Source organism: Allobosea sp. TND4EK4 (genome assembly GCF_900156025.1).
Taxonomy (GTDB): domain Bacteria; phylum Pseudomonadota; class Alphaproteobacteria; order Rhizobiales; family Beijerinckiaceae; genus Allobosea.
This window is the reverse complement of sequence record NZ_FTMO01000002.1, coordinates 494,141-508,877: the sequence shown is the minus strand read 5'-3', so window position 1 is coordinate 508,877 and position 14,737 is coordinate 494,141. Positions and strand designations below refer to the sequence as shown.

The 14,737-nt window shown below is 67.1% G+C and carries 16 protein-coding genes; 7 read left to right on the top strand and 9 right to left on the bottom strand.

Annotated features, from left to right (window positions below; all coding sequences use genetic code 11):
• Positions 1-123: 123 nt before the first annotated feature.
• Both flhA and BW981_RS07415 read left to right on the top strand, forming a co-directional pair.
• On the top strand, positions 124-2,217 hold the full coding sequence (flhA, locus tag BW981_RS07420) for a flagellar biosynthesis protein FlhA (protein WP_244560262.1): 2,094 nt from the start codon (positions 124-126) through the stop codon (positions 2,215-2,217).
• A 67-nt stretch (positions 2,218-2,284) separates the two neighbouring features.
• Complete coding sequence (locus tag BW981_RS07415) at positions 2,285-3,190, top strand: DMT family transporter (protein ID WP_076437653.1); 906 nt, start codon at positions 2,285-2,287, stop codon at positions 3,188-3,190.
• 126 nt (positions 3,191-3,316) lie between these two features.
• Here BW981_RS07415 and BW981_RS07410 read toward each other — a convergent pair whose 3' ends face one another.
• From BW981_RS07410 to BW981_RS07400, 3 genes are all read right to left on the bottom strand, one after another.
• Positions 3,317-4,354, bottom strand: coding sequence for a lysylphosphatidylglycerol synthase transmembrane domain-containing protein (locus BW981_RS07410; RefSeq protein WP_076437651.1), 1,038 nt, complete (start codon positions 4,352-4,354; stop codon positions 3,317-3,319).
• Positions 4,355-4,510: 156 nt separating this feature from the next.
• The gene (locus tag BW981_RS07405) at positions 4,511-4,879 is read right to left on the bottom strand and encodes a CopM family metallochaperone (protein WP_076437821.1); all 369 of its coding nucleotides are present in this window, start codon (positions 4,877-4,879) and stop codon (positions 4,511-4,513) included.
• An 80-nt stretch (positions 4,880-4,959) separates the two neighbouring features.
• Positions 4,960-5,370 (bottom strand): hypothetical protein, encoded by a 411-nt coding sequence (locus BW981_RS07400; protein ID WP_076437649.1) that lies wholly within the window; start codon positions 5,368-5,370, stop codon positions 4,960-4,962.
• A 68-nt stretch (positions 5,371-5,438) separates the two neighbouring features.
• Here BW981_RS07400 and BW981_RS07395 point away from each other — a divergent pair, with 68 nt between their 5' ends.
• The 3 genes from BW981_RS07395 to BW981_RS07385 all read left to right on the top strand — a co-directional run bounded on the left by BW981_RS07395 (position 5,439) and on the right by BW981_RS07385 (position 7,294).
• Positions 5,439-6,059 (top strand): GNAT family N-acetyltransferase, encoded by a 621-nt coding sequence (locus tag BW981_RS07395; protein WP_076437647.1) that lies wholly within the window; start codon positions 5,439-5,441, stop codon positions 6,057-6,059.
• 181 nt (positions 6,060-6,240) lie between these two features.
• A complete protein-coding gene (locus BW981_RS07390) occupies positions 6,241-6,990 on the top strand; it encodes a Crp/Fnr family transcriptional regulator (protein ID WP_076437820.1) in 750 nt (249 codons plus the stop codon).
• Positions 6,991-7,057: 67 nt separating this feature from the next.
• Entirely contained in the window at positions 7,058-7,294 is a 237-nt protein-coding gene (locus BW981_RS07385) for a DUF6894 family protein (protein WP_076437645.1), read from the top strand.
• Positions 7,295-7,439: 145 nt separating this feature from the next.
• On the opposite strand, the gene fliJ is transcribed toward BW981_RS07385, so the two are convergent.
• Positions 7,440-7,844 (bottom strand): flagellar export protein FliJ, encoded by a 405-nt coding sequence (fliJ, locus tag BW981_RS07380; protein WP_076437643.1) that lies wholly within the window; start codon positions 7,842-7,844, stop codon positions 7,440-7,442.
• Positions 7,845-8,072: 228 nt separating this feature from the next.
• Here fliJ and BW981_RS07375 point away from each other — a divergent pair, with 228 nt between their 5' ends.
• Positions 8,073-9,296 carry an MFS transporter gene (locus BW981_RS07375; RefSeq protein ID WP_175624069.1) on the top strand — a complete coding sequence of 408 codons (1,224 nt, stop codon included), beginning with the start codon at positions 8,073-8,075 and terminating at the stop codon, positions 9,294-9,296.
• On the opposite strand, the gene BW981_RS07370 is transcribed toward BW981_RS07375, so the two are convergent.
• Together BW981_RS07370 and fliI are read right to left on the bottom strand one after the other, a co-directional pair.
• Complete coding sequence (locus tag BW981_RS07370; protein ID WP_076437639.1) at positions 9,290-9,643, bottom strand: DUF1304 domain-containing protein; 354 nt, start codon at positions 9,641-9,643, stop codon at positions 9,290-9,292. The two genes, BW981_RS07375 and BW981_RS07370, sit on opposite strands and share 7 nt — an antisense overlap.
• Positions 9,644-9,667: 24 nt before the next feature.
• Positions 9,668-11,002, bottom strand: a complete 1,335-nt coding sequence (fliI, locus tag BW981_RS07365) for a flagellar protein export ATPase FliI (protein ID WP_076437637.1) — start codon at positions 11,000-11,002, stop codon at positions 9,668-9,670.
• A gap of 470 nt (positions 11,003-11,472) precedes the next feature.
• Between fliI and BW981_RS07360 the strand changes: the two genes are divergently transcribed.
• Positions 11,473-12,174 carry a response regulator transcription factor CtrA gene (locus BW981_RS07360; protein WP_038359314.1) on the top strand — a complete coding sequence of 234 codons (702 nt, stop codon included), beginning with the start codon at positions 11,473-11,475 and terminating at the stop codon, positions 12,172-12,174.
• A 161-nt stretch (positions 12,175-12,335) separates the two neighbouring features.
• Here BW981_RS07360 and BW981_RS07355 read toward each other — a convergent pair whose 3' ends face one another.
• From BW981_RS07355 to BW981_RS07345, 3 genes are read right to left on the bottom strand one after another with little or no spacing between them, the layout of a single operon-like run.
• Complete coding sequence (locus tag BW981_RS07355) at positions 12,336-13,217, bottom strand: CheR family methyltransferase (RefSeq protein ID WP_076437635.1); 882 nt, start codon at positions 13,215-13,217, stop codon at positions 12,336-12,338.
• Positions 13,214-14,323 carry a chemotaxis-specific protein-glutamate methyltransferase CheB gene (gene cheB, locus BW981_RS07350; RefSeq protein WP_076437634.1) on the bottom strand — a complete coding sequence of 370 codons (1,110 nt, stop codon included), beginning with the start codon at positions 14,321-14,323 and terminating at the stop codon, positions 13,214-13,216. Before cheB ends, BW981_RS07355 begins: the two co-directional genes overlap by 4 nt.
• A 36-nt stretch (positions 14,324-14,359) precedes the next feature.
• Positions 14,360-14,725, bottom strand: a complete 366-nt coding sequence (locus BW981_RS07345) for a response regulator (protein WP_076437632.1) — start codon at positions 14,723-14,725, stop codon at positions 14,360-14,362.
• Between the last annotated feature and the right edge of the window lie 12 nt (positions 14,726-14,737).

Below are 14,737 nucleotides of genomic sequence, written 5' to 3'. Positions count from 1 at the left end.
ACCATAAGCCCGGCAAGAATTGCCGGGCTGCGCGTGCGACCGTGAGGGGCGCGCGGCGGCTTGGCGAAAGCGGGGCGGTCGATGACCGATGTGACGGCAGGGCAGGCGACAGGCGGGTTCGGCATGCCGAATCGCGGCGGCCTCGCCAAGATGTTGAGCCGGCCGGACCTGTTCCTCGCCGCGGGCGTGATGGGCATCCTCGTGGTGCTGATCTTCCCCATGCCAGCGGTGATGCTCGACCTGATGCTGGCGCTCTCCATCATCGTCTCGGTGCTCGTGCTGATGACGGCGCTGTTCATCGAAGAGCCGTTGGAGTTCTCGTCCTTCCCGACGGTGCTGCTGATCGTCACGATGTTCCGTCTGTCGCTGAACCTCGCCTCGACGCGCCTTATCCTGGCCCATGGCCATGAGGGCGGCGCGGCGGCCGGCCACGTCATCGAGGCCTTCGCCGGCTTCGTGATGGGCGGGAATTTCGTGATCGGCGTGATCGTCTTCACCATCCTGCTGATCGTCAACTTCATCGTCATCACCAAGGGCTCTGGCCGCATCGCCGAGGTCGCGGCCCGGTTCTCCCTCGACGCGATGCCCGGCAAGCAGATGGCGATCGACGCCGATCTCTCGGCCGGCCTGATCGACCAGGACACGGCCAAGGCGCGGCGCCGGGCGCTTGAGGACGAGTCCTCCTTCTTCGGCTCGATGGACGGTGCCTCGAAGTTCGTGCGCGGGGATGCGATCGCGGCGCTGCTGATCACCTTCATCAACGTGCTGGGCGGCATCATCATCGGCGTCGCGCAGCAGGGGCTCAGCTTCGGCCAGGCCGCCACCAACTACACCCAGCTCACCATCGGCGACGGCCTCGTCAGCCAGATCCCGGCGCTGATCGTCTCGACCGCGGCCGGCCTGCTGGTCTCCAAGGCCGGCGTGCGCGGCGCTGCCGACAAGGCACTCGGGGAGCAGCTCTCGGGCTATCCGAAGGCGCTCGGCATGTCGGCGGCAGTGATGCTGCTGATCGCGCTCCTGCCGGGCATCCCGATGGTGCCCTTCCTCGCGCTCGCCGGCGGGGCCGCCTATCTGGCGCGCCGGTTCGGGCGGCTGGCGAAGGAGCGCGAGGCCGAGGCCGCGGCTGCTCCCGGCGCTGCCCAGGCCGGCGGCGCTCTCGCGGCCGACGGCACGCCGCGCGAGGAGACGCTGAACGATCTCCTCAAGATGGACGAGCTCAAGATCGAGATCGGCTACGCGCTGCTGCCGCTGGTCAATTCGACCAGCGGGCAGGACCGGCTGACCGACCAGGTGCGGGCGCTGCGCCGCCAGCTCGCCGCCGAGCTCGGCTTCGTGATGCCGGCGGTGCGGATCGTCGACAACGTCCAGCTCGAGGCGAACCATTACTACATCAAGATCAAGGAGATCGATGCGGGCCACGGCATCGTCTATGCCGGCCAGTACATGGCGATGGACCCGATGGGCGGCGCGGTCGGCCTGCCCGGCCACAATGTCCTGGAGCCGACCTTCGGCCTGCCCGCGACCTGGATCGACGGGGCGCTGCAGGACGAGGCGCAACTGCGCGGCTACACCGTCGTCGACGCCGCGACCGTGATCTCGACGCATCTGACCGAGGTGCTGAAGTCGAACATGCCGGAGCTGCTCTCGCATGGCGAGGTGCAGAAGCTGCTGCGCGAGCTGCCGAAGGACCATGCCGATCTCGTCAAGGAGATCGTGCCTATGCAGATCTCGACCACCGGCATCCAGCGCGTGCTGCAATTGCTGCTGTCCGAACGCATCTCGATCCGCGACCTGCCGACCATCGTCGAGGGCATCGCCGAGGTGGCGGGCGGCATCAAGAACCCGCGCGACATCGCCGAGCATGTCCGTGCCCGGCTGGCCCGGCAGATCTGCGCGCAGTTCTCCGATGCGAACGGGACGCTGCCGATCATCACGCTCTCGCCGGCCTGGGAAAGCGCCTTCGCCGAATCCGTCATCGGGCAGGGCGAGGATCGCCATCTGGCCATGCAGCCCTCGCGGCTGCAGGACTTCGTCCGCCATGTCCGCGAGCGCTTCGAGGATGCGGCGCGCATGGGCGAGATGCCGGCGCTGGTCACCTCGGGCCTGGCGCGGCCCTTCGTGCGCCAGATCATCGAGCGCTTCCGCCGCGAGACGCCGGTGCTGTCCCAGGCTGAGATCCATCCGCGCGTGCGGCTGCGAACAGTTGGGAGCGTCTGACTTTCCACGGGGCCGCGATGCCCGCCGCGCAATGGTCAGGCCGGTGCGGCAGGGCTAAGCGAGGCGGATGAGCCGCAACGCCACCCTTTTCGCCCTGATGTGCCTCGTCTGGGGCCTGACCTGGCTGCCGGTGAAGGTCGGCGCGGCGCATGTGCCGCCGGTTTTCCTCGCTGCAGCGCGCTTCTCCATCGCCGGGCTGCTGATGCTGCTCTGGGCCGGGCGCGACGTCGTAAAAGTGCCGCGCGAGGCCTGGCCGCGGCTCGTCTTGACCGCCCTGCTGCTCAACACAGGAAATTACACGCTGCTGTTCTGGGGTACCGCGCATGCGCCGAGCGGGCTCGCGGCCATCGTGAATTTCGCGACGATCCCGATCTTCACCCTGCTGGCGAGCCGCGCCATCGCCGGGGAGCCGATCGATGGGCGCAAGCTCGCGGCGATCGCGCTCGGCACGGCCGGGCTGGGCTTTCTTTTCGCGACGCGAGCGCTTGGCGGTCTCTCGGTCGCGCAGGGCGATCCGCTCGAGGCGATCGCGCTCGGCGCCGTCGCCGCCGGGACGCTGCTTTATTGCACCGGCGCGGTTCTCTCGCGCCCCATCGCCGGAGCGATGCCGACGCTGACGCTCGCCGGCTGGCAAACCCTGATCGGCGGCATCGGGCTGACCGCTGTGTCGCTGTTGCTGGAGCCGGTCGCGTTCACCGATCTTGCCAAGCTCGCCAGTTGGCCGGTGCTGCCTGCTCTGGCCTTCCTGATCGTCGGCGGCTCGCTGATGGGGTTCACCATCTATATGCGGTTGCTGCGCGACTGGGGCGCCTTCCGGGCCGGGCTCTACGCCTTCGTCAGCCCGGCCATCGCCGTGGCGGTCGGAGTGTTCGCGCTGTCCGAGCCCTTCGGCTGGTCGGAGGCGCTGGGCGCGCTGATGATGTTCGGGGCCGCGGCGATCGCGCTGAAGCGACCTGAGCGCGGGCACGCGTAAGATCGATCGGCTCTCTGCTTGTCGTCATTGCGAGGAGCGAAGCGACGAAGCGATCCGCAAGGGGCAGGGCGGAACGATCCAGCTTGCCCCTGGCCTGCTTTGCCGCGCTCGCAATGACGCCTTGCCTCAGGGAGCCGGTGCAATCCGCGTGTTGCGCTTGAGCTGGGCCCGCTCGAAGGCGAGGACGACCGGCAGCGAGATCACCAGCGGAATGATCAGATAGAACAGCCGCCAGATCAGCAGCGCGGCAAAGACGGCCGGCGCCGGCACGCTTGGCATCACCGCGAGGAAGACCGCCTCCATCACGCCGACGCCGCCGGGAACCTGGCTGAGCAGCCCCGCGGAGAAGGAGAGCAGGAAGGCCCCCAGCACGATCATGAAGCCCGGATTGCCCTGCGCGGGGAGGGCGAAATAGATGATGCCGGCGGCGCCCGCGAGTTCGAGCGGGGCGGCGAGATACTGCCGCGCCACAATGGGCAGGCGCGGATAGATGACCTCGAACTTGCCGATCCTGAAGGGCTTGAACTTGAGCCAGGAACCGACGGTGTAGAGGGCGACGAAGACGAGCATGCCGACGCCGATCATCCGCGCCGTGCCGTCCCCGATGGCGAACCATTTCGACATGCGGGTCAGCGGCCGCAGGATCTCGGGCTCGTAGATCAGCACGATTCCCATCAACAGCAGCGTGCCGAAGGCGAAGGTGAAGGAGCAGAGCGCGATCAGGACCGCGACTTCGCCCGCGCTCAAGCCCTTCGCCGTGTAGGCGCGATAGCGCACCATGCCGCCGGAGAAGACCGACGCCCCGATATTGTGGGAGAGGGCATAGGTCACGAAGGAGCAGAGCGAGATGTAGAACCAGGAGATGCCCTTCTGCTTGCGCAGATGGATCAGGGCGATGCGGTCGTACCAGGCGAGCGCCGCATAGGCGACGAGGGTGGCAAGTGCCGCATGGACAAAGGCATCGTGCGGAATCACCGCGATCTTGTGGCCGATCCGGTGGGCGATGATCTTGATGCTCTGCCAGAGATTTGCGTTCTGCAGCAGCGCCTCGATGGCCGCGTCCGAGCCGGCCTCGGCCTTGAGCTTGTCCCAGAGCAGTTCGACGGACCAGACGACCGCGACGAGCCCGACGATCGGCCAGAGATAATCGAGATAGCGTTTCATCAGGCGCCGAAGCTTGGTGGACCGGGGCGGAGGCAGGCGGCCCACGGCCAACCGTACCGGCGCGAACCTTACAAAGCCGTCTTGCCAGCGGGGGAAGCCGAGAGCAAGCGGCAGAGGCCGGCGGCGTCGCCGCAGCCGGCCTCTCGGAGGGCGGCGCTACTTGCCCAGCTTCTTCAGCATCTCGCGCATCATCGCGACTTCCTTCTCCTGGTCGCGGACGATGGCCTCGGCGAGCTTGCGCACCTCAGGATCCTTGCCGTTGGCCAGGACGATCCTCGCCATGTCGATGGCCCCCTGATGATGCGGGATCATGCCGCGCAGGAAGTCGACATCGGCATCGCCGGAATAGGCGATGTCCATGTCCTTGTGCATCTTCATGTTGGCCTGCTTGAAGGCCTTGGTCGCAGCGCCCTCGGCGGGAGACGCCTTTGCGGCCGGCATCGCGCCGTGTTGGTGCGATTGCTGGGCCTGTGCCGCGCCTGCCAGGCCGAAGCCGAGCGTCAGGGCGGCGAGAGTCGAAACCATGCGGTTCATCGTGACATTCCTTCGAAGATCGGCTGACGAAGCGCGCGACGCTGCGCGGGGGGCTCCGTCGGGAACAGGTTCTAAAGAAAAGCGGCCTTCAGCCGCGGCGGCGGCTTGGCCGGCTCGCGGGAGATTCCAGCGAGCATGCGCGCCTGCGGCGGCTTGGGCTGCATCCAGGCGACCCCGCGGACGGGCAAGGCGAGCGCGGGTGTCTCGGCGATCACCGCACAGCCGATGATGCAACAGGCCGGCAGCGTGGAGGCATGCGAGGGGCGCGAGGACTGCTCATGGCAGGGCACGGTGCCATCCGCCTGGACCGCGACCGGCATGCCATGCGCCATGCGGGCCACCGGCGCACCGGGCGGCGACGCGGACAAGGTGAGATGCGGCACCACGGCTGCGAGCATGACGAACAGGGCAAGCATCAGGCGCCAGCGCCCGTCCTGCCCCTGCCGCCCGCCCTGCGGCTCGCTCGCCCTGCCATGCATCATCGCATCATGATCTTTCCGCCCCGATCATGTCATGATCGCGACCGGATTCTCAATGCGGACGATTGCGTATGAGCCAGACGCTGACCATCAGCCTCACCGGGACCACCGACCTGCCGCCCGGCAAGATCGCGGCGATCGTGACCTCGCTCGAAATGCTGGCGCCGCCGCCGGCAAAGAGCGATCCGCCCGGGACCGAGGCGTTCGCGCTGGAACGGCTGGATGGCAGCGAGACCGGGCGCTATCTCGCGATCTACCGCGTGCTCGGCGAGCGCTGGATGTGGTTCAGCCGGCTGGTGAAGCCGCGGGCCGAGCTGGAGGCGATCCTTTCTGACCCGGCGGTGGAGCTCTACGTGCTGCGCCACGATGGCCGCGATGTCGGGCTGCTCGAACTCGATTTCCGCGTGGCAGGGGAGGGCGAGCTCGCCTTTTTCGGCATCGACGAGCCGGTGCTGGGAAAAGGCGCGGGGCGTTGGCTGATGAACCGGGCGCTGAAGCTCGCCTGGGCCAGGCCGATCCGGCGCTTCTGGGTGCACACCTGCACGATCGACCATCAGGGCGCGGTCGAATTCTACCAGCGCTCCGGTTTCACCGTGTTCAAGCGCGGGGTGGAGGTGGACGACGATCCTCGGCTGAAAGGCTTCATGCGGCGGGACAGCGTGCCGCATCATCCCGTGGTGGGAGGGGCGTAAGGATCGGCAAGCCTGTGCCGGCACGGGGCGGAGTCGCCGCGTGTGATCTTGCCCCTGCTCAACTAACAATTGTTACTGAAGCGCCACAGAGGCGCAGGTTAGGTGCTTCCGTCGGCGGGGGCCCCCGTTCGCTGGGTGATGGGAAGACGATGAAGCCTTTCCGTATGATGCGGGAATGTTCATGAGCCAAGCCCATGCCGATGCGCTGGACCAACTCGTCCGCAAGGTGAATGTGGTGACGAGGCTCACGGAATCCGAAGAGCGGGCCCTCAGGGCGCTGCCGCTGATCGCCAAGACCTTCGCCGCCGGCCAGGACTTCGTCCGCGAGCACGACCAGCCCGACCACTGCGCGCTGATCGTTCGCGGCTGGGCCTCCCGCTACAAGACGACATCGGTCGGTCGGCGCCAGATTCTCTCGCTGCATTTTCCGGGTGAGATTCCGGACCTTCAGAGCCTGTTGCTCTCCACCATGGACCACAGCCTCGCCGCACTCACCGAGTTGGCCGTCGCCTTCATTCCGCATGCGGCGGTCAGGGCCGCCATCCAGGCCGAGCCCCACCTTGCCGTTCCCCTCTGGCGTCTGACCCTGATCGACGCGGCGCTCTATCGGGAATGGCTCATGGTGATGGGGCGGCTCAATGCGGTTCAGCATATGGGCCATCTCTTTTGCGAGCTGCAGATGCGCCTGGAAGCCGTCGGCCTGGCTTCTCGCGAAACCGGATTCGACTTTCCGATCACGCAGACGGAACTCGGAGATGCGGTCGGGATGAGCCCGGTCCATGTCAACCGCACGATTCAGGACATGCGGCGGCTGGACCTGATCACCTGGAACCAGGGCCGCCTTCTCATCCACAATTTCGAGGATCTCGCCGATCGCTCGGACTTCGACCCCACCTATCTCCATCAGTCACCCAGTATCGGTGCGTTTTAGACATCTCGGGACAGTCAGGCGTCGGTTGGAGTTGGATAGCAGCCGCATTCGTAGAAGTTGGACAGCCATGCCGCACTACTTCTTCATGACAAGGGCTGGTGCCGCCGTGAGCGACGGCATCGATCCCGTCGAGCTGCCGGACGACGGTACGGCACTGGCCGAGGCCATCCGCAGTCTCGGCGAGATGGCGAAGGACGAACTCCCGCTCGGTGTCCGCGAGATTTCGGTCACGGTCCGGACTGCCCAGGGAAAGACGATCTACGACGCGCGGCTTGCGATATCGGTGACATCCAGGAGCGATTGAGGCGCATCGCCAGCGGCCTGGCATGGATACGCAAGGCCGCTGCCGCCAACCTGCGACGGGTCCATCTCCGGCGCCGACACCCGGGCAAACAAAAACCCCGCAGGCGCGAGCCTCGGGGTTTGTCTTGGATGATGGCAGGCTGGTGTCAGGCGCGCGAGCGCAGCCCGATGGCGTCCATCGTCGCCTGGTCGCGGGCGGCCTCGGCGGCGCGCTCGGTGGCGCGTTCGCGGTCGTCCAGGATCTCGACCTTCTTCATGTCCTCGAAGGCTTCCTGCAACTCGGCTTTGGCCTCGTCGAGCTGGCCCTTCAGGTTGTCGGCCGACTGGCGGAGGTTGTCGCGGCGCCCGAGCGCCGCCTTGGCGTAGGTCGGATAGGCGAAGTGCCCCGGATCGGAGATGCCGGCGCGGGATTCTTCAGCATGGATTTCGCGGTCGAGATCGGCCGCCATGCGGTGGAAATCGGCGATCATCATCTCGATCTGGCTGACACGCCGACGCTTCTCGTCGACCTGGAAGCGCTTAAGCCGAAGCAGCGTCTCTCGCGACTTCATATCGTTTTCAACTCCTGATAACGCATCGGCCGCGACCGACCCCTCGATCGACGACCGGAACTCCATCCGCGAGACCGGCACACCATGGCGCAAGGAGGTTGACCTTTCCTTACCGGAACGGCCTGCCTTTGGCGCATGTTCAGGCCGCATTCAGGCTGCTGCCGCCGGCTGGCGGGATGATCTAGGAGAGCTGTCGGCCGCATGCCGGCGCTTATGGATCTGTCTGCCTTGGCCCCCTCCTCATCGCGCTTCGCCGGGCATGGCCCGCTGCTCGGCGGCCTCGTCGTCACCCGCCTGATCGGCTGGGGAACGACCTTCTATTCGCCGGCCGTGCTGGTGCGCGCCTTCGACCGGGAGCTGGGGCTGAACGCCGAGATCGTCTTCGGCGGCATCACCGTGCTGCTCATCGTCGGGGCGCTGGTGGCGCCGATGATCGGCCGCCGGCTCGATCGCCACGGCACGCGCGGGACCATGTGTCTGGGGGCTATCGTCTGCGCGTTCGGCTTTGCGGTACTCGCCGCGGCGCAGGGGCCGTGGAGCTATCTTGCGAGCTGGGGGGTGATCGGGCTCGGCCATGCGATGTCGCTCGCCAATGTCGGCAATGTCACCGTGGCGCAATTGATGGGCGAGCGGACGCGGCGCGTGATCGGGCTGATGATGCTGGTCACCGGGCTCGCCTCGAGCCTCTTCTGGCCGATCACGGCCATGCTGATGGACCGTTTCGGCTGGCGGGCCACCGTTCTGGTCTTCGCCGCACTGCAACTGGCCGTCGTGCTGCCGATCTATGCGATGGTGCCGCGCTATCGCGGCCATCCGGCGCCGTCCCAGCCGGAGCTGGCGGCGCCCGCTTCGGTGCTTGAGACGGGCCGGATTCCGGCGGAGCGGAGGCGGCTTGCCTTCTGGCTGACCGCCTGCGCCTTCTCCGCGAGCGGGCTGGTGTCCTGGGGGCTGCCGCTGCACCTGATCGGCCTGTTCCAGGGCAGCGGGCTGACGCAGGCCCAGGCTGTCTGGATCGCGACGCTGAGCGGGCCGGCAACCATTGCCGCCCGGGCCATCGATGCGACGCTGGGCGAGCGTCTGCCGGCCGAGCGTGTCGCGCTGCTGGGGCTGTTGCTCGGGCCGCTGTGTTGCCTGGCCCTGCCGATGGTGCCGATGTCGGTTGCCGCGGCCTGCGTCTTCATCGCGGTGTTCAGCGCCGCGCTGGGGGTGATCTCGGTGGCGCGCGCGACGCTGCCGCTGGCCCTGTTCGGGCGGCGCGGCTTCGCTTCCATGCTGGGGCGGCTCACCGTGCCGCAGAACATCGCGTTCGCGGCGGCGCCGCTGCTGTTCGCCGTGCTGATCGAGCGGTTCGGGCCGAGGGAGACGCTGCTGATCTCCGCGGCGATCCAGTTCCTCGGCTTCTTCGCCATGCTGGCGCTGGTCCGGGTGCTGGAGCGCCCGGCGGTTCAGTAGCCGGCGACGAGTGCCGCCAAGGCGAGCGCAGCGGGCAGGGCCTGGACATACAGGATCTTGCGGCTGGCCGTTGCAGCGCCGAACAGACCGGCGACCAGCACGCAGCCGAGGAAGAACAGCTTGATCGCGAAGCCGGCGGCACCGAGCCACAGACCCCAGGCGAGCCCGGCGACGAGGAAGGCGTTGTAGAGCCCCTGATTGGCCGCAAGCACCTTCGTCTGACGCGCGAACTCCTCGGTCAGGCCGAAGGCGGCGCGCCCGCGAGGCGTCGTCCACAGCACCATCTCAAGGATGACGATGTAGACATGGATAAGGGCGACGAGACCGGTCAGGAATGCGGCGATCATGACGTTCCTCCGTCGTGGCGGGGCTCAGCCCATGATCTCCGCGAGCCGGGCATAGCTCTCGGGCAGCGATGTCGCATCGTCCTTGGCCTGCTTCAGGAAGGCTTCCAATGCGGGGTTGAGACGGATCGCCTCGTCGACCTCGGCTGAGGCGCCCTGGCGATAGGCGCCGAGCCGGATCAGCTCTTCCATGTCGGCATAGGTCGCGAGGGTCGCTCGGGCCTTCTGCACGACAGGGTAGTAGGCCGGATCGCAGGAGCGAGGCATCGTTCGCGAGACCGATTTCAGGATGTTGATCGCCGGGTAGCGGCCGCGCTCGGCGATCGACCGCTCCATCACGATGTGGCCGTCGAGGATGCCGCGCACCGCGTCTGCCACCGGCTCGTCATGGTCGCCGCCATCGACCAGCACGGTGAACAGGCCGGTGATCGCGCCATCGCCCGTGCCGGGGCCGGCCCGCTCGAGCAGGCGCGGCAATTCGGCGAAGACGGTCGGCGTATAGCCCTTGGTGGTCGGCGGTTCGCCGGCGGCGAGCCCGATCTCGCGCATCGCCATGGCGAAGCGGGTGACGGAATCCATCAGGCACATCACCTGCAGGCCGCGGTCGCGGAAATACTCGGCCAGTGCCAATGTCGTGAGCGCCGCCTGCTTGCGCATCAGGGCCGGCTCGTCCGAGGTCGCGACCACGACGATCGACCGGGCAAGGCCCTGCGGACCCAAATCCTCCTGCAGGAACTCCTGCACCTCGCGGCCGCGCTCGCCGACGAGCCCGATGATGTTGACGTCGGCCTTGGCATAGCGCGCCAGCATGGAGAGCAGCACCGACTTGCCCACGCCCGAGCCTGCGAAGATGCCCATGCGCTGGCCGAGGCAGCAGGTCAGGAAGGCGTTGAGCGAGCGCACGCCGAGGTCCAGCGGCCGGCCGACGCGGCGGCGGGAATGGGCGGGCGGCGGATCGGCCCGGAAGGGATACAGAACCTCGCCCTCGGGCAGCGGCGCACCGCCGTCGACGGGATTGCCGAGCGCGTCGATCACGCGGCCAAGCCAGGCCGGCGTCGGCTTCAGGCCGGGCTGGACGCTATCGACATGGGCTGGGCAACCCCTGCGCACGCCGTTCAGGCTGCCGAAGGGCATCACCAGCGCCTTGTCGCCGGAAAAGCCGATGACCTCGCAGGGAACGCGCTGGCCGGGCGCCACCTCGATGCCGACGCGCCCGCCGAGGCTCATCGCCCCGATCGGGCCGGCGACCTCGACCAGCAGGCCGCGCACGCCGGTGACGCGCCCATAGAGCCCGACCCTGTCGATCCCCTCGATCGTGCGGGCGAGCGCCGCAAGGCGGCCATGTCCGGATGTGCTGCTCATGCTCTCGGTGTCGATCCTCTGCAGGGACGGCGAAGGAGAGTGCCGGTCGCCCGCCACATCATGATTTGGCCGCAGGAGACAAGGCGTGGCGGGCAGCGTCCATCTTCTGTTGATCTCTCCTAACAAATTGCGAGGATTTACGCTTCATTAAGCTGTGTGATTAACACTGGGCATCGAGAGCTGCGTCGTGTCGCGGGCCGAAAAGGTCCGTTACCGGGGCTGCCCTCCGCGAAAGGGTGCTTTCGCGGAAAACTGCGCGACGATCCGTGTCAAATTCGACTCACCTCGACAAGGATCGTGCACTTTTTCCGAGACAGCGCTTGCGCACGGGAATCACGGTTTGTTAACCAATTCGCCGTTAGCGTGTCGCGTGGCGTTTCATCGGGCAAGTGCGTCGGCGCCCAGGGCCGTTCCGGTCCGGGCGAGAAGAACGATCAACCTGCCCTGCGGGCGAAATTGGGGACGTGGACATGCGGGTTCTGCTGATCGAGGACGATAGCGCGACCGCTCAGTCGATCGAGCTGATGCTCAAATCCGAGAGCTTCAACGTCTATACGACGGATCTCGGGGAGGAGGGTGTCGATCTCGGCAAGCTCTACGACTACGATATCATCCTGCTCGACCTGAACCTCCCCGACATGTCCGGTTACGAGGTGCTGCGGTCCCTGCGGGTCGCCAAGGTCAAGACGCCGATCCTGATCCTCTCCGGCCTCGCCGGCATCGAGGACAAGGTGAAGGGCCTCGGCTTCGGCGCCGACGACTACCTGACCAAGCCGTTCCACAAGGACGAACTCGTCGCCCGCATCCACGCCATCGTGCGTCGTTCGAAGGGCCATGCCCAGTCGGTCATCACGACGGGCGACCTGGTCGTCAACCTCGACACCAAGACCGTGGAAGTCGACGCCGCCCGCGTCCATCTCACCGGCAAGGAATATCAGATGCTGGAGCTTCTCTCGCTCCGGAAGGGCACGACGCTGACCAAGGAGATGTTCCTCAATCATCTCTATGGCGGCATGGACGAGCCCGAGCTGAAGATCATCGACGTGTTCATCTGCAAGCTGCGCAAGAAGCTGGCGAACGCGTCCGACGGCAAGAACTACATCGAGACGGTCTGGGGCCGCGGCTATGTGCTGCGCGAGCCCTCCGATGTCGAGGAGCGGATTCCGGCCTGAGCCGAACAGACTCGGCCGCGACCGTCACGCTCCGGTCACGCAGAGGCTGCACAAGAGTTTTGACCTGATCGTCGGATGTACACGACAGGTTGACGGGACCCCGCCGAAAGGCGGGGTTTTTGTTTGGGCGCTGCTTGCCGTCCGGGAGAGGGTACCGGCCGTCAGCTGCGCCAGCCGGCGGCAAGGCTGGCCTGGTGGCGTCGATCGAGCGGCGTCGTGGCGGGGGTGGACGGCCCCGCGCGCCGGAACAGGCCGCGGTTTTCCCGGTCCGGCGTGAAGGCGCTGTCCAGCCCGAGCACGGTTTCCGCCGCGCCCAGGATCAGCGCCCCGTTGGGGTCGATGTGCTGCGCGAGCCGCGCCAGCACCCGTGCCCGGGTCGGCAGATCGAAATAGATCAGCACGTTGCGGCAGAAGATGACGTCGAAGCGGCCGAAGGATTCGCTCGGCTCCAGCAGATTGTGCTGGCGGAACCGCACCATCGCGCGCAGCTTCTCGGAAACGTGCCATTTGTCGCCGCGCTGGGTGAAGTGCCGGAGCAGCATCTGGACCGGCAGGCCGCGCTGCACCTCGAACTGGCTGTAGGTTCCCGCCCGGGCCTTGTCGATGATCTCGCCCGAAATGTCGGTGCCGAGGATCTCGACCCTCCAGCCGGCCAGCTCGCCCGCCATCTCGTCGAGGATCATCGCCAGGGAATAGGCTTCCTGCCCGCTCGAGACCGCGGCGCACCAGATGCGCAGGCTGCGCTGCGCCCGGTTGGCAGCGAGCTTTTCCGGCAGGAGCACGTCGCGGAACAGGGCGAAGGGGGACTGGTCGCGGAAGAACAGCGTCTCGTTTGTGGTCATCGCGTCGACGACCGCCATTTCCAGCTCGCTGTCCCGGCCCTGCCGCACCTGCTGCATCAGGGCGTCGATCGTGTCGCCGCCGCGGCGGCGGCAGAGGATGCTGAGGCGGCTTTCCGCCAGGTAGAGCTTGTCGCTGCCGAGAGCGATGCCGGCCTTTTGCTGCAAGAACCTCTGCAGGAAGGAGAAGTCGGAGGCGTTCATCGCGCAGCACTTCCGCCGACCAGCGACCGGACCGCCGCGCCGATCTCGTCGAGCGCCAGGACCGTGCTCGCCTGCTGCGCCCGCACCACCGAGCCCGGCATGCCCCAGATGGTGCTGCTCGCCTCGTCCTGCGCAATGACCGCGGCTCCCGCCTGGCGGAGCGTTGCCGCGCCGTCTGTTCCGTCGCTGCCCATGCCGGTGAGGACCAGGCCCATCGCGGCCGCGCCGAGATGGCGTGCGGCATCGGCGAAGAGCACATCGACGGCAGGCCGGCAGAAGTGCACGGGCGGTCCGTCGCTGACCGAGGCGACGATGTGGCCGAGGCGGCGATCGATGCCGAGATGCCGTCCGCCGGGCGCGATATAGACCGTGCCGCGATTCAGGCGCTCGCCGTCGTAGGGCTCCCGAGCCGGGATGCCGATCTGGCTGGCGATCTGGTCCGCGAAGGATGCCGTGAAGAGAGGCGGCATGTGCTGGACGACGAGGGTCGTCAGCTCGCCCAGCCCATCGCCGATGTCGAACAACACTTTCGCAACCGCACGTGGTCCCCCTGTCGAGGCTCCGATGACGAGGTAGCGCGGCACAACCGAAACCAGCGGAGAGAGTGTCGGCCGGCCGGGCTGCGGCCATCCGACGTCGACCTCCTGCGGCAGGGCGCCGAGCCGAGGCGGAGACTGCGCGACCGAGCTGAACTTCATCAGGAATTCGCTGCGGAAGTCGAGCGAGACCGTCATCCCCCTGCGGCTGTCGGGCTTCGAGACGAGGTCCATCGCGCCCTTGGTCATGCATTCCAGCGCGAGGCGGGTGTTGCGCTCGTTCAGAGTCGCCGCGAGCAGGATGCTCGTGCGCGGGCTCTCTCGCAGGATCTGCGGCATCGTGCCGGCGCCTTCGATGCCCGGCATGTCGAGGTCGACCACCATCACGTCCGGCTTGAAGCGACCCGCATGCGCCAGCGCTGTTTCCCCGTCGCCCGCGACGGCGACCACGCGAACATTGCCGACCTCGCCGAGCCAGCGCGCGAACAGCCCGCGCACGACGACGGAGTCGTCGGCAATGACGACGGTCTTTTGCCGCGAGGCCGGTTGGGCTGAAAGGCGCGCGTCCATGAAAGGATCCGATCGGTCGCAGGCGGTGCGCTCCGCTTAGAGCAGCCCGACCTGGTGGAATTTCGAGGCAACGATCTCCTTGTCGAAGGGCTTCATGATGTACTCGTCAGCCCCGGCATGCATGGCGCGCGCGATATGCGCGATGTCGTTTTCGGTGGTGCAGAACACGACCTTGGGGCGCTTCCCGCCCGGCATCTGGCGGAGCGTGCGCAGGAATTCGTATCCGTCCATGATCGGCATGTTCCAGTCGAGGAGGACGGCATCCGGCATTTCGCCCTTGCAGGAATCGATGGCGCGCGCGCCATCCTCCGCCTCGGCGATGCGGAACTGCAGCCCTTCGAGAATGCGCCGCGCCACCTTCCGGATCACGGCTGAGTCATCGACTACGAGGCAGTATTTCATGGTTGGTCTCCG